Origin of the sequence: Cedecea sp. AS113 (assembly GCF_037152415.1) — a bacterium.
Lineage (GTDB): Bacteria > Pseudomonadota > Gammaproteobacteria > Enterobacterales > Enterobacteriaceae > Cedecea.
On record NZ_JBBCMI010000002.1, the window covers coordinates 274,596 to 301,530 of the forward strand.

The 26,935-nt window shown below is 55.3% G+C and carries 24 protein-coding genes; 8 read left to right on the top strand and 16 right to left on the bottom strand.

Translation table 11 applies throughout. The features are described 5' to 3' along the window. The 6 genes from WFN87_RS03460 to WFN87_RS03485 form a co-directional block, all read right to left on the bottom strand. The gene (locus WFN87_RS03460; protein ID WP_008458834.1) at window positions 1-1,941 is read right to left on the bottom strand and encodes a MacB family efflux pump subunit; all 1,941 of its coding nucleotides are present in this window, start codon (window positions 1,939-1,941) and stop codon (window positions 1-3) included. Further along, entirely contained in the window at window positions 1,938-3,125 is a 1,188-nt protein-coding gene (locus WFN87_RS03465) for an efflux RND transporter periplasmic adaptor subunit (protein WP_336981237.1), read from the bottom strand. The genes WFN87_RS03460 and WFN87_RS03465 overlap by 4 nt, the downstream gene beginning before the upstream one ends. A 191-nt stretch (window positions 3,126-3,316) precedes the next feature. Then, window positions 3,317-4,720, bottom strand: coding sequence for a heavy metal sensor histidine kinase (locus tag WFN87_RS03470; RefSeq protein ID WP_166992369.1), 1,404 nt, complete (start codon window positions 4,718-4,720; stop codon window positions 3,317-3,319). After that, on the bottom strand, window positions 4,717-5,403 hold the full coding sequence (locus tag WFN87_RS03475; RefSeq protein WP_008458831.1) for a heavy metal response regulator transcription factor: 687 nt from the start codon (window positions 5,401-5,403) through the stop codon (window positions 4,717-4,719). The genes WFN87_RS03470 and WFN87_RS03475 overlap by 4 nt, the downstream gene beginning before the upstream one ends. A 2-nt stretch (window positions 5,404-5,405) precedes the next feature. Then, window positions 5,406-8,462 (bottom strand): efflux RND transporter permease subunit, encoded by a 3,057-nt coding sequence (locus WFN87_RS03480; RefSeq protein WP_336981240.1) that lies wholly within the window; start codon window positions 8,460-8,462, stop codon window positions 5,406-5,408. Further along, a complete protein-coding gene (locus WFN87_RS03485) occupies window positions 8,459-9,586 on the bottom strand; it encodes an efflux RND transporter periplasmic adaptor subunit (protein ID WP_166992363.1) in 1,128 nt (375 codons plus the stop codon). The genes WFN87_RS03480 and WFN87_RS03485 overlap by 4 nt, the downstream gene beginning before the upstream one ends. Before the next feature lie 210 nt (window positions 9,587-9,796). Here WFN87_RS03485 and ansP point away from each other — a divergent pair, with 210 nt between their 5' ends. After that, the gene (gene ansP / locus WFN87_RS03490; protein WP_336981242.1) at window positions 9,797-11,245 is read left to right on the top strand and encodes an L-asparagine permease; all 1,449 of its coding nucleotides are present in this window, start codon (window positions 9,797-9,799) and stop codon (window positions 11,243-11,245) included. Between the two features lie 100 nt (window positions 11,246-11,345). On the opposite strand, the gene WFN87_RS03495 is transcribed toward ansP, so the two are convergent. The 4 genes from WFN87_RS03495 to WFN87_RS03510 form a co-directional block, all read right to left on the bottom strand. Further along, on the bottom strand, window positions 11,346-12,221 hold the full coding sequence (locus WFN87_RS03495; RefSeq protein WP_166992360.1) for a glycosyltransferase family 32 protein: 876 nt from the start codon (window positions 12,219-12,221) through the stop codon (window positions 11,346-11,348). A 393-nt stretch (window positions 12,222-12,614) separates the two neighbouring features. After that, window positions 12,615-13,274 (bottom strand): anti-sigma factor domain-containing protein, encoded by a 660-nt coding sequence (locus WFN87_RS03500; RefSeq protein ID WP_166992357.1) that lies wholly within the window; start codon window positions 13,272-13,274, stop codon window positions 12,615-12,617. After that, window positions 13,271-13,825 (bottom strand): RNA polymerase sigma factor, encoded by a 555-nt coding sequence (locus WFN87_RS03505; protein WP_336981245.1) that lies wholly within the window; start codon window positions 13,823-13,825, stop codon window positions 13,271-13,273. The genes WFN87_RS03500 and WFN87_RS03505 overlap by 4 nt, the downstream gene beginning before the upstream one ends. 43 nt (window positions 13,826-13,868) lie before the next feature. Beyond that, on the bottom strand, window positions 13,869-14,429 hold the full coding sequence (locus tag WFN87_RS03510) for a fasciclin domain-containing protein (protein ID WP_166992351.1): 561 nt from the start codon (window positions 14,427-14,429) through the stop codon (window positions 13,869-13,871). 227 nt (window positions 14,430-14,656) lie between these two features. On the opposite strand from WFN87_RS03510, the gene pqqU reads away from it, so the two are divergent. Beyond that, window positions 14,657-16,804: a TonB-dependent receptor PqqU gene (gene pqqU, locus WFN87_RS03515; RefSeq protein WP_336981247.1), complete on the top strand. Its 2,148-nt coding sequence runs from the start codon at window positions 14,657-14,659 to the stop codon at window positions 16,802-16,804. 47 nt (window positions 16,805-16,851) lie between these two features. Then, a complete protein-coding gene (locus WFN87_RS03520) occupies window positions 16,852-17,307 on the top strand; it encodes a GNAT family N-acetyltransferase (RefSeq protein ID WP_336707194.1) in 456 nt (151 codons plus the stop codon). Here the strand turns inward: WFN87_RS03520 and WFN87_RS03525 are convergent. After that, window positions 17,284-18,183, bottom strand: coding sequence for a LysR family transcriptional regulator (locus WFN87_RS03525; protein ID WP_336981249.1), 900 nt, complete (start codon window positions 18,181-18,183; stop codon window positions 17,284-17,286). The two genes, WFN87_RS03520 and WFN87_RS03525, sit on opposite strands and share 24 nt — an antisense overlap. A gap of 114 nt (window positions 18,184-18,297) precedes the next feature. Between WFN87_RS03525 and WFN87_RS03530 the strand changes: the two genes are divergently transcribed. From WFN87_RS03530 to yidZ, 3 genes are all read left to right on the top strand, one after another. Continuing rightward, entirely contained in the window at window positions 18,298-18,810 is a 513-nt protein-coding gene (locus tag WFN87_RS03530) for an SRPBCC domain-containing protein (RefSeq protein ID WP_336981251.1), read from the top strand. Between the two features lie 204 nt (window positions 18,811-19,014). Further along, the gene (locus WFN87_RS03535; protein ID WP_166992336.1) at window positions 19,015-20,199 is read left to right on the top strand and encodes an MdtL family multidrug efflux MFS transporter; all 1,185 of its coding nucleotides are present in this window, start codon (window positions 19,015-19,017) and stop codon (window positions 20,197-20,199) included. Continuing rightward, entirely contained in the window at window positions 20,168-21,148 is a 981-nt protein-coding gene (gene yidZ, locus WFN87_RS03540; RefSeq protein ID WP_166992333.1) for an HTH-type transcriptional regulator YidZ, read from the top strand. The genes WFN87_RS03535 and yidZ overlap by 32 nt, the downstream gene beginning before the upstream one ends. A 74-nt stretch (window positions 21,149-21,222) precedes the next feature. Here the strand turns inward: yidZ and WFN87_RS03545 are convergent, their stop codons facing one another. Together WFN87_RS03545 and WFN87_RS03550 are read right to left on the bottom strand one after the other, a co-directional pair. Beyond that, window positions 21,223-21,798 (bottom strand): PadR family transcriptional regulator, encoded by a 576-nt coding sequence (locus tag WFN87_RS03545; protein ID WP_336981254.1) that lies wholly within the window; start codon window positions 21,796-21,798, stop codon window positions 21,223-21,225. 11 nt (window positions 21,799-21,809) lie between these two features. Next, the gene (locus tag WFN87_RS03550) at window positions 21,810-22,574 is read right to left on the bottom strand and encodes a siderophore-interacting protein (RefSeq protein WP_336981256.1); all 765 of its coding nucleotides are present in this window, start codon (window positions 22,572-22,574) and stop codon (window positions 21,810-21,812) included. A 261-nt stretch (window positions 22,575-22,835) separates the two neighbouring features. On the opposite strand from WFN87_RS03550, the gene WFN87_RS03555 reads away from it, so the two are divergent. Beyond that, the gene (locus WFN87_RS03555; RefSeq protein ID WP_008458803.1) at window positions 22,836-23,057 is read left to right on the top strand and encodes a YdcH family protein; all 222 of its coding nucleotides are present in this window, start codon (window positions 22,836-22,838) and stop codon (window positions 23,055-23,057) included. A gap of 50 nt (window positions 23,058-23,107) precedes the next feature. Here WFN87_RS03555 and WFN87_RS03560 read toward each other — a convergent pair whose 3' ends face one another. From WFN87_RS03560 to WFN87_RS03570, 3 genes are all read right to left on the bottom strand, one after another. After that, window positions 23,108-24,496: a hypothetical protein gene (locus tag WFN87_RS03560; protein ID WP_336981257.1), complete on the bottom strand. Its 1,389-nt coding sequence runs from the start codon at window positions 24,494-24,496 to the stop codon at window positions 23,108-23,110. A gap of 106 nt (window positions 24,497-24,602) precedes the next feature. Continuing rightward, the gene (yqfB, locus tag WFN87_RS03565) at window positions 24,603-24,914 is read right to left on the bottom strand and encodes a N(4)-acetylcytidine aminohydrolase (protein WP_008458801.1); all 312 of its coding nucleotides are present in this window, start codon (window positions 24,912-24,914) and stop codon (window positions 24,603-24,605) included. A 39-nt stretch (window positions 24,915-24,953) separates the two neighbouring features. Beyond that, entirely contained in the window at window positions 24,954-26,156 is a 1,203-nt protein-coding gene (locus WFN87_RS03570) for an NAD(P)/FAD-dependent oxidoreductase (protein ID WP_336981258.1), read from the bottom strand. Between the two features lie 172 nt (window positions 26,157-26,328). On the opposite strand from WFN87_RS03570, the gene WFN87_RS03575 reads away from it, so the two are divergent. Further along, a complete protein-coding gene (locus WFN87_RS03575; protein WP_008458799.1) occupies window positions 26,329-26,835 on the top strand; it encodes an RrF2 family transcriptional regulator in 507 nt (168 codons plus the stop codon). The last annotated feature ends 100 nt before the right edge of the window (window positions 26,836-26,935 follow it).

Genomic DNA, 26,935 nt, shown 5'->3' on the forward strand with positions numbered 1-26,935 from the left:
TTACTCGCTGGCCAGTGAAACGACCGGGTCCATCCTTGCCGCCTTGCGGGCGGGGAGATAACCGAAGATCATGCCGATTAATGTTGAACAGAAAAACGCGGCGGCGGCGGCCTGCCACGAATAAATAGCCGTGAACATCCCGCCGGCCAGGGCGGTAAATAGCGCTCCGGCGGCATACGACAGCGCAATACCTAACGCGCCGCCAATCAGGCAGACCAATACGGCCTCAATCATAAACTGCTGCATGATGTCGCTCCGCCGGGCGCCTACCGCCATTCGTACGCCGATTTCATGGGTTCGTTCGGTGACCGACACCAGCATGATGTTCATCACGCCGATGCTGCCGATCATCAGCGAGATGCAGGCAACCATCAGAATTAAAATGCTGAAGGTCATCGAGGTACGCTCGATAGATTTTCTGATCTGTTCGAAGTTATAGAGCTGGAAATCTTTTACGCCGTGGCGCTGAGTAAGCAGCTGGGAGATAGCGCTCACCGCCGCTTCGTTTGCCACATTGTCTTTCAGTCGGACGCTGATGCTGGTCAGCACCGGCTTGCCTACCATGCGGTACATCACCGTGCTGTAGGGCATCCACACGGTAATGCGGTTTGGCGCGTAGCTCCGGTTATTGCTTTGGGCAATGCCCACCACCCGTGCCGGCACGGAACCAAGAAAAACAATTTGCCCCAGCGCCTGTAATCCGGCGGCGTCGAACAGCGCTTTGCGGGCATTTTCATCAATAATGACCTCCTGCAGGGCGGTACGGTCGTCCCTGAAGGTGGTCCCTTCCAGAAGCTGAATGCCATTAACGCGGAAGTGATCTCGCCCTACGCCGTTGATAGACGCGGTTGCAGACTTACCCAGAAAACGAATGTTGTCTGAGGCACTTACCTCCGGGCTGACGCTATCGACAAATCCCTGCTTTGCCAGCGCCTCCGCGTCAGCCGGCACCAGAGTACGAATGCCCTCAATACTGTCATCAAAGAAATCTCGCCCGGGATAGATACTCACCACGTTGGTGCCCAGATCTTTAATATTCTCCAGCGTCTTTTGCTTCGCGCCCTCGCCCAGTGCCACGACGGTCACAACGGCGGCAATACCGAAAATGATCCCGGTCATGGTGAGCGTGGTGCGTAAACGATGCGCATTCATCGCTTTGAGCGCCATTTGCAGCGATTCACGCGTGCGGTCGAGCATACTTTGCCAGCGGCTTTGGCGGGTACGGTTAGGCGGCGGCAAAGTTTGCGTGGCGGTGACCTTACTGCCGCTATCGGCGATAATTTCACCGTCTCGCAGTTCGATAATGCGCTGAGCGTGCTGGGCCACCTTCATGTCGTGGGTCACCATCACGACCGTATGACCGCGCTGGTTAAGTTCGCTCAGGATGGCTAAGACCTCTTGGCCTGACTGAGAATCCAGCGCGCCGGTTGGCTCATCGGCCAGAATAATTTCCCCGCCATTGATCAACGAACGGGCAATACTGACGCGCTGCTGCTGGCCGCCAGAAAGCTCGCCGGGTTTATGATGCTCACGGCCTTCCAAGCCCAGTCTGCCAAGCAGTGCGGCGGCGCGCAGCCGGCGCTTGTCACGCTCGGTGTTGGCATAAATAGCGGGGATCTCAACGTTGCCCAGCGCGCTAAGGTCGGGCATCAGATGGTAGCGCTGGAAGATAAAGCCGATATGCTCCCGCCGAACCCGGGCCAGTTCATCCGGCGAAAGCTGGGCGGCATTTTGCCCGCCAATGTAATAATCGCCGCTGTCGGGCACGTCGAGACAGCCCATGATATTCATCAGGGTCGACTTACCCGATCCTGATGCACCGATGATCGCCACCATTTCCCCGGCGGCGATGGTCAAATTGATATTTTTCAGCACGGTCAGCGCCTGACCGCCGTTACCGTAGGTCCGGCTAATGCCCTTCAGCTCGATGATGTTACTCACAGCACAAACCCTTCCCCAGGCGCTTTCTCACCCGGCTGTGACAGCACGACATTTTCCCCGACGTTTAGCCCTTCGAGGATCTGAATATCGACGCTGTTGGTGATCCCGGTTTTCACTTCTCGGGCTTCCAGCCTGCCGTCAGCCAGCAACACCTGCACCTCCTGCTTATTCCCTTCAGCTTTATGCACGGCCTGAATCGGGACCAGCAGCGCATCTTTGGCTTCACCGGCCAGCAGCGTGACCTGTGCCGTCATCGCGATACGCAGACGATTGTCTGGGTTAGGCACGTCGAGCAGCGCGTTGTAGTAAACGGAAGCATTTGAGGTGCCAGACCCTGATGCCGAACTGCTCCCGGCAAGAGAGTCATCTTTCATTACCGACTCTGGCGCCAGCTCAACGGTGCGCAGCGTCGCGTCATAGTGCTTGTCCGGCTCAGAGAAAATCGTGAAACGGGCCTTTTGTCCTGGAGAAATACGGGTGATATCGGCCTCAGAGATCTGTGCTTTGATGGTCATCACATCGAGACGAGCCAGCTTGATAATCGTCGGCGCACTCTGGCTGGAGTTCACCGTCTGCCCCTGCTGCGTGACCACGGCAATAACTACGCCGTCCATTGGCGCAACGACTCGGGTATAACCCAGATCGACGGTTTTCTTATCTACTTCGATTTGCGCCTGGACAAGCCTGGCATTCAGTGAGAGTAATTCCGCCCGTGTAGTGGCGAGCGTAGCCTCCGCAGACTCAAAATCCTCGCGCGAACTGGCGTCCTCGCTCAGCATTTGCCGCTGGCGTTTGAACCGCAATTCAGACTGTTTCAGGAGCGCTTGCTTAGCCTGCAGTTCGGCTTTGACCACATTGAGTGCGGCTTCGGCGTTACGCAGGTCGTTACGCTGGGGCACATCATCAATGTCGGCAATGGACTGCCCTTTGGTGACATGGTCGCCCAGCTTCACTTTGAGCGACTTGACCTGGCCTGAAACCTGTGCCCCGACGTTAACGCGTTCGATAGCATCGATTCGACCGGTTGCCAGGACAGAGTTTTCGATATCGCCTTTGCGTACAGGGGCCGTGACATAATCAGGGGTATCGGGGCTTCTGAGGAAGAAGAACAGAGCGATGGTGAGGGCAATTATCAGCGCCACGGCCACGGCAATGGCACGGCGAGAAAAGTGTTTCAATAGCATTGGGCAGGTTTTCCATAACAATAAAAGCGATGATCCCAGAAACTCATAGTGAACGCCCCAGTCTCTACTGGAGCTAAACACGTTTCATCTGTTTGGATTTTATTCAGGTCGGCACAAAAGGCTACCTGTTAAGTCACTGAGACTCATGCCGCGTAATATTGTTCCTGCCAGAAGAGATTATTCTGCGGTACTCAGGCTTTGTCGTGCAGCGGCAATGACAGCGTAAACGTGCTACCGCGCCCAGGCTCACTGACCACGCTGATTTTGCCGCCGTGCAGTTCCGCAATGGTTTTCACAATCGCCAGCCCCAGTCCGGTGTTTTCCGTGGCGCTGCGGGAGGCTTCTCCCCGGAAAAAGCGATCAAAAATCAGCGGCAGATGTTCGGGTTTGATGCCTTCGCCATTATCACTCACGCTCAATACCACCCGTTCATCGGCAATTTTTGCGCTGAGCGTGATATGTCCCTTTTCTGGCGTGTGGCGCAACGCATTAGAGAGCAGGTTGGAAAGCGCGCGCTGGATAAGCTGCGGGTCAGCATAGAATGAAACGTCTCCCCGGCTTTCGAGGGTGATCTCTTTTTCTTCTGCCAGAATGTCGTAGAAACCAATCAGTTTTTCGAATTCATGGGCGCTGCTGAGCCATTCGGCATTCAGCACTTCGCGGCTGTTGTCCGCCCTGGCAAGGAACAGCATAGAGGAGATCATGCGCGACAGACGTTCGCCCTCTTCAATGATTGCCGCCAGCGTGTCCTGATACTCTTCGGCGCTGCGATCCTTTGTCTGAATGACGCTGGCGGCCGAGATCAGGTTATTTATCGGCCCGCGCAGCTCGTGGGCAATGTCCGAGGAAAAGCGATTTAACTGATGGAACGAGGCTTCAAGGCGCATCATCATGCGGTCAAACGACGCCGCCAGCGCGTTCAGCTCCGGCGGCCAGCGCTGATCCAGGATCCGGGTATGCAGATCGTTGGCGTGAATTTTCTCAATTTCAGTGGTGATCGTGCGCAGCGGCGCTAATCCCCTTCGGGCAAGCCACCAGCCAAAAGCGGCAAACAGCAGAATCGCCAACGCGGCGAAAAACTGCATTCGCTTGTAATAGGTGTTGATAATTTCGTTGTTGCCGGAGACGTTGAGCGCCGCCTGCACCAGCCATTTCTGGTTATTTTTGAGGGTGAACAGCGTGGAGGTAATTAAGTATTTTTGCCGGATATTCTCTGCGCGATAATGCCATTCCCGGTAGCTAAACCCGGGGCCCGGCAGCGGAAAGTCCTGCTCCGGGATAACCATATTGTTGGATTGCGCGTACACCTTACCTTCCGGGCTGAAGATGCGCAGCGACAGGCGCTCCTGCCGCACCACGGACTCCAGCAGCTCGGTTTGCCACTCTTCCCCGTTGTCCTGGCGCTCGCCAATTGCCGTGGCAATTTCCTGCTGGAACTGGATAGAACTTTGCAGCTCCAGCTCATCTTTATGGTTGAGCTGCTGGCGCATGGTCGAATAAAGCACGCCGGACACGCTGTAAAGCACGATGGCCATCGTGACGGAGAAGTAGAGCGTCAGGCGCGCCGTGATCGACAAATGCGACAGTTTTATCATCCGCGTAATTCCAGCACGTACCCCGCGCCGCGCAGGGTGTGGAGTAATTTATCCTCAAAACCGTCGTCAATTTTGTTGCGCAAACGGCGGATGGCGACGTCTATGACGTTCGTTTCCGGATCAAAATTCATGTCCCACACCTGCTCGGCAATCACCGTGCGGGAGAGCACTTCACCCGAGCGGCGCATCAGCAGGCTTAGCAGCAAAAATTCTTTTTGCGTCAGCTCTATTCGCACCCCGGCGCGGGACACTTTGTGCCGCAGAAAATCGAGCTTCAGATCGCCCACCTGCAGCAGATTTTCTTCAAGAATGGCGGTGGGTGGCGCGGAGCGGCGCAGAATCACCCGTGCACGCGCCAACAGCTCGCTAAAGGAAAAGGGCTTGATCAGATAATCTTCCGCGCCCAGTTCGAGGCCATGGACTCTGTCCTCCACATCATCCCGCGCGGTCAGAAACATGATGGGCGTCTGTTTTCCGGCCTGCCGCGCCATTTCAATGATCTTCCAGCCGTCAATACCGGGCAGCATCACGTCAAGGATCGCCAGGTCATAGTCAGTGGTCAGGAGATAATGCAGGCCGTCGATACCGTTCCCGGCGACGTCGACCACGAAATCGTTCTCGCGCAGCCCTTTGGCAATGTACTCCGAGGCCATTTTCTGATCTTCCACCAGCAGAATTTTCATCGTCACTCCTTCGTTCCTTGTGGGTTGCCGTCAAACAGCAGGAACAGAACCGGCGTAATAAATAAGGTGATCAGCTGCGAGAGCAGCAGCCCCCCGACAATCGCCACGCCCATCGGCTGGCGCAGCTCGGCCCCGGCCCCCAGGCCAAGCGCAATGGGGATCGCCCCCATGATAGCGCAAAGCGTGGTCATCATAATCGGGCGGAACCGCTGCAAGCAGGCCTGCATAATGGCATCATGCGGCGTCATGCCGTGTTCACGCTGCGCCACTAACGCGAAATCTATCATCATGATAGCGTTCTTTTTGACAATACCTATCAGCAGCAGAATACCAATCATCGCGATAAACGTAAGATCGAGATTAAACAGCCTGAGCGCCAGCAGCGCGCCCACTGCCGCCGACGGCAGACCAAGCAGAATGGTCAGCGGGTGGATCCAGCTTTCATACAGCACGCCGAGAATCACGTAAATCACCGCCAGCGCCAGCACAATCAGCCAGATCTGGCTGCTCTGGGACTGCTGAAACAGCGCCGCCTGCCCGGCGTAGGTGCCAAACACCGAAGACGGCAGATGAATCGCCTGCTGGGCCTGGGCAATGGCCGCCGTCGCATCCGACAGCGATTTCCCCGGCGCAAGGTCGAACGAAAGCGTAATCGCCGGCAACTGCCCCTGGTGGTTGACCGCCGTCACGCCCTGGGTGCGCAAAATCGTTGTAAAGGTGGTGATGGGCAGTAGCGCCCCACTTGATGACCGGACATAGATTTTCGACAAATCACTTTCGTCCTGTCGGAACGGCTCCTGCACTTCCATGATCACTTCGTAGCTGTCTTCCGGGGCATAAATTGTCGACACCTGGTAAGTCCCGAAGGCGTCATACAGCGTGTCGCGAATCTGCTGAATATCCACGCCCATCAGCGAAGCTTTGTTTCTGTCGATGACCAACTGCGCCTGTAGCCCGTTGAGCTGGGCGTCGGTATTCAGGCCGACAAACACCCCGCTTTTTTGCATCTCTGCCATCAGCCGGTTGGCCCAGTCGTTGAGGCTGGTATCGCCGCTGCTGACCGCCTGCAGCGTGTACTGGTAGCTGCTTTTCGCACTGCGGCCGCCCACGCGCAGGTTTTGCACCGGGCTAAAGTAAACTTTAATGCCCGGCAAATAGCCGGTTTCCGAACGCAATTGTTTCAGCACCGCGTCCAACGGCGGGCGCTGGCCTTGATCTTTTAGCGTCAGGCTTAGCTGCGTGGTGTCGTGGTCAACGCGGGTCAGGACGTCGCTGACGCACGGATCTTTCATCAGCGTTTTACCCAGCTGCTGCGCCACGCCCAGCCGACCGAGATAGGACATATCCTGCGGCGCATCAATGCTGGCAGTGATCTGCCCGATATCTTCCTGCGGGAAGAAGCCTTTCGGTGAAAACCAGTACAGGCCGATGGTCAGCGCAATCGTGCTGAGCGCGACGCCGATCATAATCACGCGATGAGACACGGCCCATTCCAGCCCGTTCCCGTACTGGCGGCGCAGCGCTTCGAACCCACGCTCAAAGACCTGGCTCCAGCGCGGTTCAGGTTTGTCTTCCGGCGTGTGCTCGCGGATAAGTTTAGGGACCAGCAGCGGAATAATGGTGAGCGATGCCGCAGCCGAAACCAGAATCGTCAGCGACACCACATAGGCAAACTCGTGGAACAGCAGGCCAATCGTCCCCGGCATAAAGAAGATAGGGATAAACACCGCCACCAGGGAAAGCGAAATAGAGATAACGGTGAACGCCACCTCTTTCACCCCTTTCAATGCGGCGCGGTACGGCGTTTCCCCCTCTTCCATGTAGCGCATGATGTTCTCCAGCACCACAATCGCGTCGTCCACCACCAGGCCTACGGCAATGGTCAGCCCCATCAGGGAAATATTGTCGAGGCTCAGGCCAAAGGCGTACATCAGGCCGAAGGCGCCGAGCAGAGAAATGGGCAGGCTGAGCGCAGGAATGATCGTCGCCCGAATATGGCGCAGGAACATCAGGATCACCATCACCACCAGGGCGATGGTCAACAGCAGAGTTAACGTCACGTCATGAATCGCCGCACGGATCGACAGCGAACGGTCGTTCAGAAACTTCACGCTCACCGACGACGGCATTTGCGCCTGCAGTTTAGGCATCAGTTGGCGAATGGCATCGATGGTGGAAACAATGTTCGCGCCGGGCTGACGCTGCACGCTGAGTACAATCGCGCGGTTACCGTTCACAGCGCTGTAGCTCAGCGTATTTTCAATGCTGTCCTGCACGGTGGCCACATCTGATAGCCTGACCGGCTGGCCGTTACGCGTGGCAACAATCACTTTGGCGAAGTCTGCCGCGTTGCGCAAATCGCCGCTGGTTTGCAGCATCACCATCTGGCGTTTACCGTCCAGTTCGCCGATCGGCGAGTTGTCGTTGGCGGCCGCGAGCGCGGTATGCACATCCTCCAGCGTCAGATTTGTCGCCGCCAGCTTGTCCGGGTTGACCTCCACGCGCACGGCATAGCGTTTCTGCCCCAGCACCGTCACCTGCGCCACGCCGTTCAGGGTCGAAAGCGCCGGTGAGATCAGGTCATCCGAGAAGCGGTTCAGGTCAGACAGCGCCATCGACGGGGAATCGATGCCAATTTGAATGATCGGCGCATCCGCCGGGTTAATTTTGCGGAATGACGGCGGCGTGGTCATCTGCGACGGCAGCTGCTTTAACGCCTGGTACAGCGCGGACTGCACGTCCACCGCCGCCGAATCAATATCCCGGGACGGATCAAACTCAATGACGATCGTAGTGGCGCCCTCGAGGCTGTTGGAGGTCATGTTAACCACGCCGGGAATGGTCGACAGCTTTTTCTCCAGCGGCGTTGCCACGGACGAAGCCATGGTTTCGGGGCTGGCGCCGGAAAGCGAAGCGCTGACCTGAATCGTCGGCGTGTCGTAGTTGGGCAGCGCGGCAATGGGCAGTTTAAACCAGCACACCGCGCCGGCGACCATCACCGCCAGCCACAGCAGCATCACGGCAATCGGCCGTTTCAGGCATTGTTCGGCAAATGTCATGATGCAGACCCCGCTGGCGCGTTAACCACCTTCACGGCCATTCCCGGACGCAGGGCGTTGGCCCCTTCCAGCACCACTTTCATGCCGGGCTGAATGCCGCTCACCACCGCCATTTGCTGCTGGATGCGCAACAATGTGACCGGTTGCGTTGTGGCGTGCATTTGGGCATCGATAACGTAGACAAAATGCCCGTCGGGGCCGTCCTGCACGGCCTGAGGCGGTAAAACAACGACATTCGGCGTGCTGCCCGCGCTGACCGTAATGTTCTGATAGGCCCCCGGCCAGAGCTGGTTTTCACCGTTCGCAAAGCGGGCTTTAAAGTTCACCGTGCCGCTGTCCTGGCTGACGGTGTTATCAATGAAACTGAGCGTGCCGGTCACCGGTTTTCCGCTGGCGTCGGTCACTTGCACCTCCACCGGCCCCTGATGCTGCGCGGCGACCACCGCGTTGAGATCCTGCTCCGGCAGGGTAAATTCTGCGCCAATCGGGTCAAACTGATTAATACTGACCATCGGTAACGTGCTGCCCGGCTGCGCAAGGCTGCCGATATGCACGTTCAATGCGCCTGTTTTGCCGCTAACAGGCGCGTAAATGCGGGTATAGGCGAGCTGCGCCTGGGCGGTGTGTATATCATCCTGGGCGGACTTGTACTGCGCCGCCGCCTGCTGTTGCGCGCTGACCAGCGCATCCCAGTCTGAAGACGAAATGTAGTGGGTTTTCAGCAGCGGCTGGCCACGGCTGAGGTCGCGAGCGGCTTTATCCAGCTCGGCTTTAATGACCCCCAACTGGGCCTGGGCGTGACCCAGCGCGGCCTGCTCTTCGGCATCATCCAGCACAAACAACAGCTGCCCTTGCTTAACAAAATCCCCTTCGTGGAAGGCAACCTGGCTTACCGGGCTGGTGATTTGCGCGCGAATATCCACCTCATTGAGCGACACGAGATGCCCCTGGGTGGAGAACGTTAGCGGCAGCGTTTGGCTGGCCGCGGCTATCAGGCTAACTTTCGGCAGCGCCGTTTTCTTTTGCGTTGCCGGCGATGAAGCCTGGGAGTACAGCCAAAGTCCTGCCACCCCTGCCAGCACGCAGGCCATCGCCAGCCCTTTTTTTGACCATTTTATGTTCATGATGCAGCGCTTCTCTGAGTCCCGGTATAGCAGGAATGTTACGCCCGTCACACCAACAGAACGCCGCCACTAAAATGACAAGTTTGTAATTTTGCTTCTCATTCAATTTTCTGCCAGGATTCCTCGCCCTCTTTTTCACGGCCTCCGCAGCCAGAATTAACGGGCGGAAAAGGACGGCGCTTTTTAACTCAAAGGCAGACAGGAATCTCAATGAAAACAAAGACTGAAGCGGAACACCGCGCCGCCAAACGGCGCTGGTTGAATTCTCAGGACTCGGGGTATCACCAGGCGATGGGCAATCGCCACGTGCAGATGATTGCTATCGGCGGTGCCATCGGTACCGGCCTGTTCCTCGGCGCAGGTGCGCGCCTGCAGGCAGCAGGGCCCGCGCTGGCGTTAATTTATCTGGTTTGCGGCATTTTCTCTTTCTTCATCCTCCGCGCTTTGGGCGAGCTGGTTATCCATCGCCCGTCCAGCGGCAGTTTCGTCTCCTACACCCGTGAATTCCTAGGTGAAAAAGCCGCCTACGTTTGCGGCTGGATGTATTTCGTCAACTGGGCGATGACCGGTATCGTGGATATCACCGCCGTGGCGCTCTACATGCATTACTGGGGTGCGTTCGGTGATGTGCCGCAGTGGGTCTTCGCCCTCGGCGCGCTCGCCGTGGTTGCGGCGATGAACATGATTGGCGTGAAATGGTTCGCCGAGATGGAGTTCTGGTTTGCGCTGGTCAAAGTGTTGGCTATCGTCGCCTTCCTGATCGTCGGCACCATTTTCCTCGGCACCGGGAAACCAATTGACGGTAACAGCACCGGGTTCCATCTGATAACCGATAACGGCGGTCTCTTCCCCCACGGTCTGCTGCCTGCGCTGGTACTGATTCAGGGCGTAGTGTTCGCCTTCGCCTCTATCGAATTGGTGGGTACCGCCGCCGGGGAATGTAAAGACCCGAAAACCATGGTGCCGAAGGCCATTAACAGCGTTATCTGGCGTATCGGCCTGTTCTATGTTGGCTCCGTGGTGCTGCTGGTTCTGCTGCTGCCGTGGAACGCCTATCAGGCGGGACAAAGCCCGTTCGTGACCTTCTTCTCGAAGCTCGGCGTGCCTTACATCGGCGACGTGATGAATATCGTGGTGTTAACCGCCGCGCTCTCCAGCCTGAACTCCGGCCTGTACTGCACCGGGCGTATTCTGCGTTCGATGTCGATGGGCGGTTCCGCGCCACAGTTCATGTCGAAAATGAGCAAGAATCAGGTGCCGTATGCCGGGATTCTGGTCACCAGCGGCGTGTACGTGCTTGGCGTGTTCCTCAACTATCTGGTGCCTTCGCAGGTATTTGAGATCGTGCTGAATATGGCGTCTCTGGGCATCATCACCTCCTGGGCGTTTATCGTGCTGTGCCAGATTCGCCTGCGCAAGGCGATTAAAGAAGGGAAAGCGGACGACGTGAGCTTCAAGCTGCCGGGCGCGCCGTTTACTTCCTGGCTGACGCTGCTGTTCCTGCTTGGCGTGCTGGTCTTGATGGCGATGGATTACCCGAACGGGACGTTCACGATTGCTTCTATTCCGGTGCTGGCGATTCTGCTGACGCTGGGCTGGTTTAGCGCTCGTAAGCGCGTGCATGAAGTGGCTCAGCAGGTCCACGATCACCACGAGTAGTGCCCCTCAACCTAACCCTCTCCCCACCGGGGAGAGGGGATAAACCAGTATCTCTTTACCTCTATGGGGTCAGTCCACCCCTACGATGTAGGATTATCAGTTAAATGGTACTGTTAAATTTTCTGGCAGGAACTACCCATGCACCTTTACCGTTCATGCCCCGCATCCAGGTTCCGGTAAAGTTGTTTTCCCGTTGTCCAAATCGAGCAGGTTCTTTGAGTATTTTTGTTGTCTTAAAACGTTGGCTTAAACCACTGGCTTGAAGGTATGCATCCATTAACCCTGGCCCCGTCAGATATATAGTTATTTGATGGCGAAGAGAAGGTACTGCTCTCTTTCCTACCCACATTATTTCCCTTAATGGGATTTCTTTCAAATCGCTTAATGCCTTTCTTAATAAATCCTTACCCGCAGTTCGACCAAATCCCATTTCATAAAGGTGATTTTTCGTATAGGGCGCAATTGCATAGTTAATCATTTTTTTCAGGGTATTAGTATTTGGTTGGCTGACAATAACTGCATTGGATAATCGTGTTTTATTATCCAGCACCTCCTGATGTATTAATATATCAGACGCGCCAGTACTGCTTATTCTTTCTGGAGATATTAGCCCAAGGCTACCGGACACCATAACATCAACATCCATATAAATACCGCCGAATTTTTCTAAAATGACCAATCGTAAAATATCAGAGGCTGCTGCATAATTATGGTAAGTACTATCAGACATTTCCCGCTCAATAGCGGATTGAACATATCCTGTCATATCAGGTAAACCACGGCAATTTATCAGGCTTATAAATCGAGAACTGTAACCAAAGTTAATGACATCATTGATTATTCTGTGTGGATTGGTGGTCCAAAGATAGACTGTGTAATGTGGATTATTTGATTTGAAGTGTATGATATTACTTACTGCGTATTGTGGTAATGGTTGATTGCCAATCCAAATGTAATGTGCATTTTTAGGATACATCCTTTACTCCGTTAAAATTGTCATTTATTTAGTATTAGATCATTTTTACGCTTCTATTTTTAAAAAAACCTCACAGCAATCAGGAGTAAATATCAAATATAAATTAAATGCCAGCAAGCATAAGTTCAACAAGAACTAGCTTAATAATTTCGAACTATGTTGATTGAGACATTAAAGAGCATTAATTAAGATTCTAATAACACGATTAATTGCTTGCCCTGCAATATTTTGCGCCCAGACAAAAAAAATCAAAAAAACGCTTCTTAAATTGCACACCGCGGGTTTTCCGCGGTCTGACCCAGAGTGGAGAGCCGGCTATATTTTCCGTTTTCCCAGCGGCCCCCACTTTCGGTGAACAGAACTTCATCGCCATCACATTCGCAGTAAACTTATTCACAACACCCCGCTATACACTACCGGCCCCGTCGGCTGCCCGGTTGGCGAACCGCCCTGCGGCTCCAGGCTGATGGCGATTGTCACACCTCGTGACAATGTCACGTTTCCGTTACTCACCTGGGTCACCGATTTACTGTCCAAAAGCCCAAGCGAGACGGGCTTCGCGCCAACCGGGATAGCCCACAGCTGCAGGCTATTGCTGGCGGAGACGGAGGCCAGCTGCAGCGGCGTCAGGCGCAGCGTTTTACGGTCGCTGTCGGCGCTCACCAGCCACTGCCCCTGCTGGCTGGCACCGTTAAGCACCATGAGCGGTGCCAGCTCCGGTGCTTTGCTACTGAAGTATGGCACCAGCGCAACTGCAGCAAGCCCGGCGGCGAGCGCCCAGCCAAGATAGTTCCAGTTCCAACGCGAGCGCACGACGGCATTCCGCTCGGGCGGCAGGCTAAGCTGAATTTTCTTCCACACCGTTTCCGGCGGAAGCTGCGGCTGGGTCTGGCTGTCCAGGCCACCAAGCAGGGTTTGCCAGCGGCCCACGAGCGCGGCGAGATCCGGCTCGGCATGGAGACGTTTTTCGAAGCGCAACCGGGCACTCCCGCGCAGCGTGCCCAGCGCGTATTCAGAGGCCAGGGCGTTATCTATTTCTTGGCTGCTGTTCATAGTCCGACGCAATCCTTAAGGTGATCCAGCGCCCGGCGGATCCAACTTTTCACCGTGCCGAGCGGCTGCTGTAGCCAGTCGGCAATATCGCCGTGGGACATCCCCTGATAGTAGGCCAGCACCACGCTCTGCCGCTGCTCGCTGGTCAAATTGTCAAGGCATCCGCGCAGGCGGCCTGCCTGCTGTTCATCGCCCCAGCCGTTGTCCCCTTCATTTTCAATGTCGGCCGCGTTGTCGCCGAGTTCGTCTTCCTGATTTGCCGCGCGGGACTGGCCGCTGCGCAGCCAGTCGATACAGCGGTTGCGAACGATGTGGGTCAGCCAGGTCACGGGGGCGCTGATGGCCGGATCGTAGCCTGAGGCTTTATTCCATACCGTGAGAAAAGCATCGTGCAGAATCTCTTCGGCCCACGCCCGGCGCTGCGCGGTACGCAGCGCCACGGCAAACAAATGGGGGGACGTCAGGCGATAGAGTTGTTCAAATGCGCGGCGGTCGCCTTCAGCAACCGCCCGCATCAGTTTTACCTGCTGTTCTACCAGAGTTTTATCCATAATTTTCTCGACCAGGCGACGGGCCTGGATCGAGTATAGACACTCACTTCGGCATCAGTACGGTATCAATCACGTCTATCACGCCATTTTTCTGGTTCACGTCATAGGTGCTGATATTGGCGATGTTGCCTTTCCCGTCTTTAATCTGAATATTGTGCGGGCCATTGTTCATGATCCACAGCGGCTGGCCGTTCACCGTTTTTAATTCTGCGCTGCCGCCACCCTGCTGGATTTTTTTCTCCAGCGCTTTCATGTCGTATTTCCCTGCCACCACGTGGTACGTCAGGATGCTGGTCAACGTGGCTTTATTTTCTGGTTTCACCAGGTTGCTGACCGTGCCCGCCGGCAGTTTGGCAAACGCGGCATCGGTTGGGGCAAAGACGGTAAACGGCCCTTTGCTCTCCAGCGTATCCACTAAACCTGCGGCCTTCACCGCCGCAACCAGCGTGGTGTGATCTTTAGAATTCACCGCATTTTCAATGATATTTTTCGACGGGTACATCGCCGCGCCGCCGACCATAACAGCGTCGTGATTCATCGCGGCAATGCATAGAGAACTGAAAAAAACGGAGGCGCACACGGCGGAGGTAAAGTACTTGTTCATGTTCAATTCCTCAATTGTAGGGAGCAAGAGAGTTGCTCACAGTCTGATATACGATTGAGGGGGCGCCGCTGGATGCAGAAAAAATTAAAAATATTTCGCCGTTAATTTCATCAGTCATAACTTATTGTTAACGTTACGTGCGCTAATAATTTTCAAAACTTACACACAGGAACTAACATATACAGTTCACAATCCTGACAATTGCGCATACCGTAAAACACTCCCCGATGAAGAAACCCCAGAAAAAAACGCTCCACACGCATAAAACCGCCCTTTCCCTTCTCCTGATCCCGGCTTTCACTCCCGGTTTTACACAAGCCGCTGACACACAGCCCAAAGACGAATCTACGCTGCTGGTCACCGCTAAACCGACAACCGTTTCTGAGCTCGATACGCCAGCTGCGGTCAGCGTGGTGTATGGCGATGATTTGCGCCAGGCCGCCCCACGGATAAACCTGTCGGAAAACCTCGGCAGCGTGCCGGGCCTGCAAATTCAAAACCGCCAAAACTATGCTCAGGATTTACAGCTTTCCGTGCGCGGTTTTGGTTCACGCTCGACGTACGGCGTGCGTGGCGTGCGCATGTATGTGGACGGCATCCCGGCCACCATGCCGGATGGCCAGGGGCAAACGTCCAATATCGATTTGAACAGCGTGGACAGCGTGGAAGTGCTTCGCGGCCCGTTCTCAGCGCTCTACGGCAACTCGTCCGGCGGTGTGGTTAACGTCAAAACGGAAACAGGCCGACAGCCGCCAACCGTTGAGGCCAGTAGTTACTACGGTAGCTTTGGCAGCTGGCGCAACAGCGTGAAGGCCACCGGCTCCACCGGCGACGGCACGCAGGCCGGAGATGTGGACTATGCAATTTCTGCCTCGCGCTTTACCACGCACGGCTACCGTGACCACAGCAGCGCGCAGAAGAATCTTGGGAATGCGAAGCTCGGCGTTCGTCTGAATGACGTCAGCAAGCTGACATTGCTGTTCAACAGCGTGGATATTGACGCCAACGATCCCGGCGGCCTGACCGAGCAGGAGTGGCGCGATAACCCAACGCAGGCCCCCCGCGCCGATCAGTACAATACGCGAAAAACAACGAAGCAAACTCAGGGCGGCCTGCGCTACGACCGGCAGCTCAGCGAGCACGATGACCTGAGCGTGATGATGTACGCGGGCGTGCGCGAAACTACGCAGTTTCAGTCCATTCCTGTGTCAGCGCAGAAAAACCCAACGCATCCGGGGGGCGTGATCCAACTGGCAAGGCATTACCAGGGCATCGATACCCGCTGGACGCACAACGGCGAACTCGGCAGCGTGCCGGTCAGCTTCACCACCGGGCTGGACTACGAGACGATGACTGAGAAGCGCAAAGGTTACGAGAACTTTGTGACGGTCAATGGCGCGACGCTGCTCGGCGAACAGGGCAATCTGCGCCGCAACGAACGCAATCTGATGTGGAACCTCGACCCGTACCTGCAAACCACGTGGCAACTCACCGATAAACTCAGTCTGGATGCGGGCGTGCGCTACAGCTCGGTCTATTTTGATTCCAACGATTATTACATCGTCGGGAAAAACGGCGATGACAGCGGCAGCGCCAGCTATCACAAGTGGCTGCCTGCGGCCTCGCTGAAATATGCCGTCACCGACGGCTGGAATATTTACACTTCCGCTGGCCGCGGGTTTGAAACGCCGACCATTAACGAGCTTTCTTACCGCGACAACGGCGCGGCCGGGCTTAACTTTGCTCTGCAGCCGTCCACCAGCACAACGGTAGAAGTAGGCAGCAAAAACCGCGTTGGCAATGGCCTGTTTACCGCCGCCCTGTTCCAGACCGACACCGATAATGAGATCGTGGTTGATCAAAGCGGCGGCGGGCGTACCACCTATAAAAATGCCGGCGAAACTCGCCGCCGTGGGCTGGAACTTTCCCTCGATCAGCAGTTTGCCGCCGACTGGCGACTGAAAATGGCCTGGACGTACCTGGAGGCGACCTACCGCACCAACGTATGCGGGGCAAATGACTGCCGCGGTAACCGAATGCCGGGCATCGCCCGCAACATGGGTTACGCGTCGTTTGGCTACGCGCCTGAAGATGGCTGGTATGCGGGCGCGGATGTTCATTACATGAGCGATATCCAGGCGAATGACCAGAATAGCGCCAAAGCCCCGACCTGGACCACCGTGGGATTGAATACCGGCTACAAGCTTCACGTGCGGCAAAACTGGCTGCTGGACATCTGGGGACGAGTTGATAATCTGTTCGACCGCGATTACGTCGGGTCGGTGATTGTCAATGAAGGCAATGGCCGCTATTTCGAGCCAGCGCCAGGGCGTAACTATGGTGTGGGCATCAACGTCAGCTACAGCTTCCAGTAAGCTTTTTCCCCTCCGGCTTTTGTCGGGGGAGATTAAAAAGGAATTTTATGTCACCTAATCTCACCCTTCGGGATGCTACCCTGGCGGACATCGAGACTATTTTCACCATCCGTACCAGCGTCAAAGAGAATCATCTGTCGCGCGAAGAAATGGCCGAAATGGGCATCACACCGCAGACTATTGCCGATATTATTGCCGAATCGCCGTGTATCTGGCTGGCAGACGTGGAGGGTGAGCCGGCCGGTTTCTCGATGGCGATTGCCGAAGAAGCCTGCCTGTTTGCCATGTTCGTTCTGCCTCAGTTTGAAGGCCTGGGCGTCGGCAGACTGCTGCTGGAAAAGGCCGAGGCGTTTCTCTTTGCTCAGCAGCCCACTATCTGGCTTGAAACGGCGGCAGCCAGCCGCGCCGCTGCGTTTTATCAGCGCCACGGCTGGCTGGCTGTGGGTGAGCAAGGTGGGGAAGATATTCGCTTCGAAAAATCACGCCCTGCAGCTGCGAAATAACAACTCCCTTACCCATCGGTGCGCGCTGTCGTGATGCGTGCGCTCATGCCAGGCGGCGACTTTGGTAAAACCAGGGATCGCCAGCGGCGGCTGATGGCTGACGATACTCGCTTGTCCGGCAATAAGCCTCGCGGGTACCACGGCTATCAGATCGCTGGTTTTTAAAATCTCGGTTAAAAATAAGAAGCTCTGCACCGACAGGCTAACCCGCCTCGAACGCTTTATTTTTTGCAAAGCGCTGTCGGTCACGCCGCTAAACTCCCCACCGCTCCACGACACCAGCGCATGATCGCAGGCGCAAAACTGATCCAGGGTGATCGCCCGCTGCCGGGCCAGGCTATGCTGCTGCCCCATCGCACAAACGTAATGCTCCTCATACAGCGTGTGAACTTGGAGGTCAGCCGACAGCGAAAAAGTCGTCATGATGGAAAGGTCCAGCTCGCCGCTTTCCAGCATCGGCTGAAGCTGGCCGTCAACCGGCGGGCGCACCGAGACGCGCATATTCGGCGCTTCACGCCGGAGTGCATTAATAAAAGGTAGCACGATGGCCTGCAGCGCATAGTCCGTGGCCGCGAGGGTAAACGTCAGCGTAGACGTTTTAGGATCGAACTCAGCCGGGCGCAGCAGCAGTTCAACTTCGTGCAGGATGCGTTTCACTTGCTGCTCGAGCTGTAACGCTCGCTCCGTTGGCACGATGCCCCGCTGGCTGCGGATAAACAGCGGATCGTCGAAGCTTTCGCGCAGCCGCGTCAACATCCCGCTGACGGCAGGCTGCGTCAGAGACAGGCGCGAGGCGGCGCGAGTTACGCTGCGCTCCTGCAGCAAAGCATCGAAGGTTTTCAGTAAGTTAAGATCCAGACTGCGTAAATCGCGCATCGCCTGCCTCCAGATATAAAATTACATTATATCTGAGATTAAATTTGACGATTGGTTTTATATCCAGCGTGTCGATATTCTCGCCTCACAGCAACGAAACGTGAGGAATCCAAGATGCATTCAATTCATTGGCCGCAGGGCTTTATCCCCGGTTTTAGCGATAACTTCGCTTCTAACGAAATCATTATGATCGGGCTGGACGCCAGCGAAGTCTGGCGCTGGCTGACGCAAACCTCGGCCTGGGAACGCTATTACAGCAACGTGTCCGATATTGTGTTTCATGATGCCAGCGGGCCGACGTTAACGGCAGGGTCGCGCTTCCGCTTTACGACCTTTAGTTTCCCGGTTGAAGCCGAAGTGGTGGAGTTTGTCGCCCCGCAGGGGGAAATCCCAGGCCGTCTCGCCTGGCACGGCTGGGTTGGCAGCGAAGCGTCCCCAGAGCTGGACGTGCATCACGCCTGGCTGATTGAGAATCTCTCGTCTGGCCGGGTACGCATCTTGACTCAGGAAACGCAAAACGGGCAGCCCGCGCGTGACCTGGCGAGGACGTTGCCTAACCCTATGCTAAACGCACATCAGGAGTGGATTTGCGGCCTGGCAAATTATGCGCTGAGCCACAAGAAATAGCGTTAAGGTTTTTGCCCCGCCGTCTGTGCCGTCTGCCAGCGTTATAAAATACCCACCATGTAGCGCTGTTCCTCATCGGCCAGCGCTCTCCCCGACCGTATCGCGTGTTGATTTCCTCACAGGAAAAGAGTGTTGTCCAGATGGCAATTCGTATCTGCAGGATTCTCCCCTTATGCTAAGCGTCGCTATTACACTGAGGACGCCATGACACGCTTTCTAATCTGCAGTTTTGCCCTGATTTTGCTCTACCCTGCGGGCATTGATATGTATCTGGTCGGTTTACCGCGTATTGCGGCCGATCTTAACGCCAGCGAGGCGCAGCTGCATATTGCCTTCTCCGTTTATCTTGCCGGAATGGCCTGTTCCATGCTTTTTGCCGGCCGCGTGGCGGACCGCTCGGGGCGTAAGCCGGTGGCAATATTCGGTTCGGTAATTTTTATTGCCGCCTCCCTGATATGCGCCTCGGCGCAGCACAGCACGCTGTTTCTGGCGGGCCGGCTGGGTCAGGGGATCGGGGCGGGAGCCTGCTACGTGGTCGCTTTTGCAATTCTGCGGGATGCCCTGGATGAGCGACGCAGAACCAAAGTGCTCTCGTTAATGAACGGAATCACCTGCATCGTGCCGGTGATGGCGCCGGTGCTGGGGCATCTGATTATGCTTATTTTCCCGTGGCAAAGTTTGTTCTATACCCTGACCGGAATGGGGCTCGCGGTATTGCTGCTTTCCCTGCTGGTACTGAAAGAGACGAGGCCAGCAGCCAACGGTGCCAGCTCATTGGTTTCTTTGCCGAAAGCCGAGTCGTTGATTAACCGTTTCTTCCTCAGTCGGCTGGCCATAACAACCCTTAGCGTAACGGTCATCCTCACCTTCGTTAACACCTCCCCCGTGTTATTGATGGAGGGGCTGGGTTTAGCTCGCGGGGAATACGCCACCACAATGGCGTTAACGGCCGTCGTCAGCATGAGCGTTTCATTCTCTACTCCGTTTGCCCTGAGCATATTTCAGCCCCGCACAATGATGATAACGTCTCAGACGCTGTTTCTGGCGGCGGGTGTGCTCCTGAGCATGGCCGATTCAAACTTGCTCACGCTGGTCGGACTCACGCTTGTTTGCGCAGGTTTCTCCGTCGGATTTGGCGTGGCCATGAGCCAGGCGCTGGGGCCATTTTCACTTCGGGCAGGAGTAGCCAGCTCAACGCTCGGAGTGGCACAGGTGTGTGGTTCATCGTTGTGGATATGGCTGGCCGCCATTTTGCGTATCGATGCGCTGAATATGCTGATCGGAATTCTGATTGGCTGTAGCATTGTCAGCCTTTTACTGATTTTCCTTGTCGCCTCTCCCAGAGCCGTAGTTGAGTATGAAGAAAACAATCAACAGCCTCGATCTTAATTTGCTGCTCTGCCTGCAGTTGCTGATGCAGGAGCGCAGCGTCACCCGCACGGCAAAACGGCTGAGCGTCACGCCTTCGGCGATCAGCAAATCGCTGGCAAAACTGCGGGCGTGGTTTGATGATTCATTATTTGTCAATACTCCTCAGGGACTCGTCCCTACGCCACTGATGGTAAGCATGGCTCAGGAACTGGCGGACTGGATGCAGATGAGCCATCAGCTGCTGGATAACGCTCACCATGAGACGCCGAGCGGACTGAAGTTTGAGCTTGTGGTTGAATTACCGCTGATGATGATCATGTTCAATGCCCTGTCGCAGCAGATTTATCAGCGCTATCCTCAGGCGACTATCAGGCTGCATCACTGGGATTACGACGCGCTGGACGCCATTACGAGTGGAAGTGTGGATGTTGGTTTCACCGGTCGTGAGAGCTATCCGCGTTCTCAAGGACAGCTGAGTCTGCCGTTGTCTATCGACTGTGAAGTGCTCTTTTATGACTCTCCCTGTGTCTGGCTGAGGGAAGATCATCCGGCTCTCCAGGAAGAGTGGAACCTGGACACTTTTTTGCGCTATCCCCATATCAGCATTTATTGGGAACAAAGCGATACCTGGGCGCTGGATGATATCCTGAGAGAAATGGGGCGCAAGCGGGATATTGCGTTGAGCCTGCCGGGATTCGAGCAGTCTCTGTTTATGGCCGCTCAGCCCGGGCACTCTCTGCTGACGACCGCTCCGGGCTACTGCCGGCATTACGGCCAGCTTCACCACCTGCCGCTGGTCTCCCGTCCCCTGCCGTTTGATGCCGGGCTTCTGCAAAAATTCCGGGCACCCTATATGATGATCTGGCACAAACGTAACCGCCATAACCCGAAAATTATCTGGCTCAGGCAGGCGATTAAGGCGCTTTATGCCGATCTCGTTATCGCCGGTAAAACAGCCAATGTCTAAACGTTTTCCAGCTAAGCAAGGCCGATAGAATCCCGGCGCGAGTGAATGTTTCTTCCCCCGCGCCAGGGCAGGCTCTAGCTGCGTTCGATGTCTTTTGCCGCCTGATCCAGCGTGTCGATAATCTTATACAGCGTCTCTTTCGACAGCTCGGCGCTGCCCAGTTTGGCGTGCAGCGCCGTTTTAAAATTATGAATAGCCCGCTGCACTTCGGGCAAACGGCGGTTGTCGCCGAGAACGCCAAGGGTAGCGAGTCGAGTGGTCACCGCTTCCAGTTCGAGCTGCTGCTCTTCAAGCGAGGTTTGTCCTTCCGCCGTCAGCGTGAAGGATTTTTTCCCACTTTGCCCTTCGCCCACCGTAATAAAGCCCATCTCCTCCATCAGCGTCAGGTTCGGGTAAATAATACCGGGGCTCGGCACATATTCCCCTTTCGCCATCTCTTCGATGGATTTGATCAGTTCGTAGCCGTGGGCCGGGCCATTTGCCAGCAGATGCAGGATCAGCAGGCGGATATCGTTGGCGTCAAACAGACGTTCGCGGCGATGGCGAGCGCGCCCCTCCGGGTGGCTTTGCTCATGGCGGCCATGACCGCCCCTGCCGCGATGCTGTTCGTGGCGCTCGCATTTGTGCTGTCTCAGATGATGAATACGCATAGTTTGGGACCTTATTTGTCATGCCAGTAGGCGACGGCGCGTACCAGGTCGGCGTCCAGGGCGCGGACTTCCAGCAGGTAATCTCCCAGCGCTTTAGCCTCTTTGCCTTCGCCAACAATCCAGATGTAATAGTCGTCGGCAGGGATCTCAATCTGCTTCAGGTACCCGGCGATCTCCGCGTGAGTTAACGCCCGCACATTTACCGCAGGGAATTCGTTCAGATAGCCCAGGCTGTCGGAATGGTGGCAGTTAACCAGGACTTCGACCTGAACATCCTGACTCAGCGACTGCAGACGGCGGCGCACTGCTGGCAGCCCGCTTTCATCGGTCACGTACAGCTGCCAGTGATAATCCGTTGGGGTGACCAGAGAGCCCCGTGGGCCACCGATGAACAGCTTGTCACCCGGCTGCGCATCTTTCGCCCAACTGCTGGCTACGCCGCCGTCGTGCAAATAGAAATCCAGGGTTAATTCACCGCGATCGGCATTGAAATCCAGCGGCGTATAGTCACGCGACTGTGGGCGAGCCCCCTCTCCCCAGACAATGCCCTCGCTGGTGACCTGCGGCGGAGTGAATTCGCCATTTTCAGCCGGGAAGAAGACTTTGATGTGGTCGTCAAATCCCTGGGAAGAGAAATCCGCCAGCTGCGGGCTGGTGAAGACCAGACGGTAAAACGTATTGGCAATCAGCGTTTTCGTTTTAACCGTTAATTCACGAAACTTCAGTTCGTTACGAACCCGAACCGGCACTTTTTTAGCGTTATTTTGCGTTGTCATAGCGTACCTTTTAGGCGTGTAAGATATATCATAGACATATCTTAGAGCACGACACAGCGGCTGTCTTTATCATTTTGCGGCGTTATCACCAGGTTTAAACAATGAGAATCACATCCATTCCGGCAAGGTGCTGCCGGGATCGCAAATTGACAAAACGATGCTTTTTTGTACTTTCCCTTATCGCAAATTCGGTTCTAAACTGAAGTTGGCATCAGCCAGTTGTTAATCCACTCACCAACCTACTGACCAGGGAGGCCTGACATGTTTCCTGAGTATCGTGATTTGATTACCCACCTGAAGTCCGAAAACCCCCGCTTTCTCAGCCTGTTTAACAAACACAACCGTCTTGATAGCGAGATTTTGCGCAAGGAGGGGCCGCAAGGGACGGGATACAACGATGAAGTTGTGCAGATGAAGAAAGAAAAACTGAGGGTAAAACAAGAGCTTTACCAGATGTTGAAACAGGCGAGTCAACCGGCCTGATAGCATTGAAACCGGGGAAGGGTTTGCCCTTCCCTTGTTGTCTCCAGAGGTTACAGCGCCACACCCAGCGCCCGCAGTATGCCAATCATTTTCCCAGCCCCCAAATAGTTCAGGTGATCGCCGTCGCGGAAATCTTCGCGTGCAAAAGCGGGATGTTCTGAGAGATCGATAAAACGCGAATGCGCCCCTTCAAGGTCTGCAAAATATTGGCGATGCGTCTGTTTCATCTCAGCATCAAGATTGTCCACGTAGTCTGACGGGAAAGACGGCGTTAGCCAGATAACCTTTTTGCCTTTTGTCGCCAACAGAACGCTCATCTCAGCCACGCGGGGTTTATTCTCTGCAAGCGTTGTCTGGTGCTTCACTGATTTCGAGTGAGAGATCCCCCGCTTCTGGGCTTCCTCTTTCTGCTGCATGGCAGGGAGTGAGTCGCTGCGGGCAAAAACAAGGCGTGCGGACGCACAAATTTGCGTCCTGGCATTATTATCCTCGAGTCCATTTATCGCTTGCCCTTGCACCGGCGTCGGCATCACCAGCCGGCTAAACGCCTGCATGCCGTCGGCGGTTATCCCTTCTTCCGGCTTTATCCTGTAATGGCTATTGAGCTGGCTCCAGGCGTGGATGATTTGCTGGTTAAAGTCATCTTTTGTTTTTAACAGGTCGCTGTACAGATCAAAGAAGCCCAGGCAATACACAAAGTTTTGCACGTGCGGATAACGCTCAATAATATGCGCCGTTAATTGCTGGGCCTGCTTCAGCCCCAGGCTGTGGGTAGAAAGATTTATGCTGTGTTCAAACAGCGCGTCAGGGAAGCCATAAAAACTGTAGGAGTTACCTATAATGACTGTTCTGACGTTTGGATTAGCCAGCGCGGTATATTGCTGCGCCAGCAAATGCGCGTACTGAGTAGCTGTTGTGCTTAAGGGAATGAAATTATCAATCAGCAAATCGTACAACGAAATGCAGCCTATGGCCTGAGGATGTTCAACCGCAAAGGCCAGCTTTAATCCCTGCGGATCGTAGAGAATAAAAGGGGCCGTGCTGGCGGTAATTTTGTTATGAAAAGCGGTGATTTCCTGCTGATTTGTCTCTTCATAACTGAGGTAATAGAGGTTATTGATGGCCGAATCTCTGAAGCGCGATCCGAGCATTTGCAGCTTGTTCAGCTCGCCAAAATAAAAAATATCGATACCGTTGCGCGCCAACGCGCTCAGCCAGAAAAGATAGAGTGACAGGTAGAGTTGATTCAGGTTTTGCTGTTTACCTTCCAGGCAGTCACTCAGGGCATTAATCAAATCGAGCGTAATATTGCTTTCATCCAGGCACGCCTGGTTTGAGAAAAGATAATCGGCGAGCCTCTGAGGAACCTGAGCCGCCTGCTCAGCGTTTTCTATGTCCCTCAGAAAATGCTGGAGCTGTTTTAAAAAGTGATTTTGCATAATGTCTTGTTGTATTCGCGCAAGAAGTATCGCTGATACTACCAGTCACCAATACAAGCAAACGGACGATTACCCCTCTTCCATCATGCTAATCTCGGGCGAAGGTTCACTTCACCAGCCGGAACGAAATCTCGTACAACGCATTCAATCCTGGATAGATTTCACCAATCACCTGTTTAAGCTCTGCCAGCGTCATGTTCTCCTGGCGGGCGTGCTCCTCGTCCAAATCATCAAGCAGCACCGGCGTCACGCCGATCACGTCGATCGTACAGAAATAGACGTCATCTTCGTAGCGGCCCACGCGCAAACGCTGGCCGGGCTGAAAATGAGATTCGCTGCTGTCGCGCAGCGTAATCGTTTTTAGCCCGGCGATAATGTCGTGCTCAAAGCGGCGGAAAAAAGTGATATCGTTAGCCATGCTACCTCCTGATAAACATTCGGCAGCATGATAAATCCCTTAGACGAACGGCGCTAACGGATCCGCCGTTTCAAAGGCGATTTTTCTGTCTGCCACCGGCGGGTAAATGAGTTCCTGAGTAATCGACAACTTAATTTTCTTCGCTTCCTCGCGCACGTGCGTCACTTTTTGCTCCCAGCCTTCGGTAAACACCGCGCCCCAGCCGCCGAGATCGAGACAGGTGACATAGTTAATCTGGCGGTACGGCAGTGGCGCGACGTCCAGCAGACTTGCCGCCACGTTATAGCCCACAAAGCGGCCTAGCATGATGGCGTGCTGGCAGGTCATTAGCGCGAGGTTGCCCTGTTCATCCGTCTCGGCACGCGCCACATCCCCCGTCGCAAAAATAGCTGGCTGCCCTTCCACCCGCAAAAAAGCATCCACGTGCAGACGGCCTTGCTTATCACGTGGGGCATTAATCTGCGCGGTTAGCGGGCTGGCCTGCACGCCTGCGGTCAGAATTACCGTGCTGGAGGCGATGCGTTCGCCGTCGGCCAGTACAATGCCGTTCGCATCAATTTCGCGGACGTCGGTATTCAGTCGCCACTCCACGCCCAGCTCTTCGCTGGCGGTAGCAATCACATCCCGCAGTTCGCGGCTGTAGCGACCGCCGATTTTATCGCCCCGTTCCACCACAATAACGCGAGCATTTGTTTCTTTGCCCAGTACCGCGCGCAATCTGCCCGGCAGTTCGGTCGCCATTTCAATGCCTGTAAAGCCGCCGCCACAGACAATGACCGTGTTGCGGGCTTCGCTTTCCGGCTGCTGCGCTAAGTCTGAAATGTGCTGCTCCAGGCGCAGGGCGCTCTCGAGCTGGTCGAGGTCGAAAGCATGCTCTGCCGCGCCGTCGATCAGGTCGCGTTTGAGGTTGCTGCCGGTAGCCAGAACAAGCCGATCGTACTGTCGCGGTGTGCTGTTGCCCTGTTCGTCACGGTACCAGACGCACTGATTGACGCTGTCGATACGCTGCGCCTCGCCTTTCACAAAGGTCACGCTGGTAACGTCGAACAGCGGCTGAAGAGGAGCGACCAGCGAAGCCACCTCGGTTTCGTAAAAACGTGGGCGAACGCGCAGCTCAGGCTGGGGAGCCAGCACGGCGATCTCAATGTCGTCACGGTTATGCATCGCCACCAGTCTGGCCGCGCTCAGGGCCGCCCACATACCGGCAAAGCCGGCGCCAAGGATCAGGATCTTCTGTTGCATGGTTCTACTCCGGTAAAGGCCCTCAGTGGCCAACGACTGCGACTATACTTGTCGCAGTTAACTACGACAAGATCTTTCGGAGTTTATTTTTAATCCTCTGTTTTCGGGGTTACAGATTGCATCGCGTGAGTAAAATCCCTACATTACCTGGATTAAATGAGTCGGAGGCAGCATGGCGTTTTACAGTTCGGGCGTGGAGTACGGCATTCATAGCCTGATATGCATGGTGGATGGCAAAGGCGAAGGCCGCGAAATGAACGTGCGCGAAATCGCCGAACTGCAGGGCGTGCCCTACGACTACCTCGGTAAAATTTTCACCAAACTTTCCAGGGCGGGGCTGGTCATCAGCAGCGAAGGTAAAGGCGGGGGGTTTATCCTTTCTCGCCCGCCGGACCAAATCAGCGTGCTGGACATTGTGGCAGCCATCGACGGTGAGAAAAGTATTTTCGACTGCAAAGAGATTCGACAGCGACTGGCCGTCTTTGAAGCAACGCCGCCCGAATGGGCCTGCGAAGGGATTTGCGGCGTGCGCGCGGTAATGAACATTGCCCAGCAGCGTATGGAAGAAGCGCTAGCCCAGCATACCGTACTGGATCTGGCCCGCCGCATGTACCGCAAGGCACCGGATGAATTTGTTATCGAAGTCCAGGACTGGATCCGCGACCGGCGGAGCAATTAGCCTTTCGCTTAGTACAATTTCGCAGATTCAAAGCCAGCCAGCGCATAAGCCGCTGGCTTTTTTGTGTAAAAAACAGGCTTAAACCGGCAAAAGACGGCTC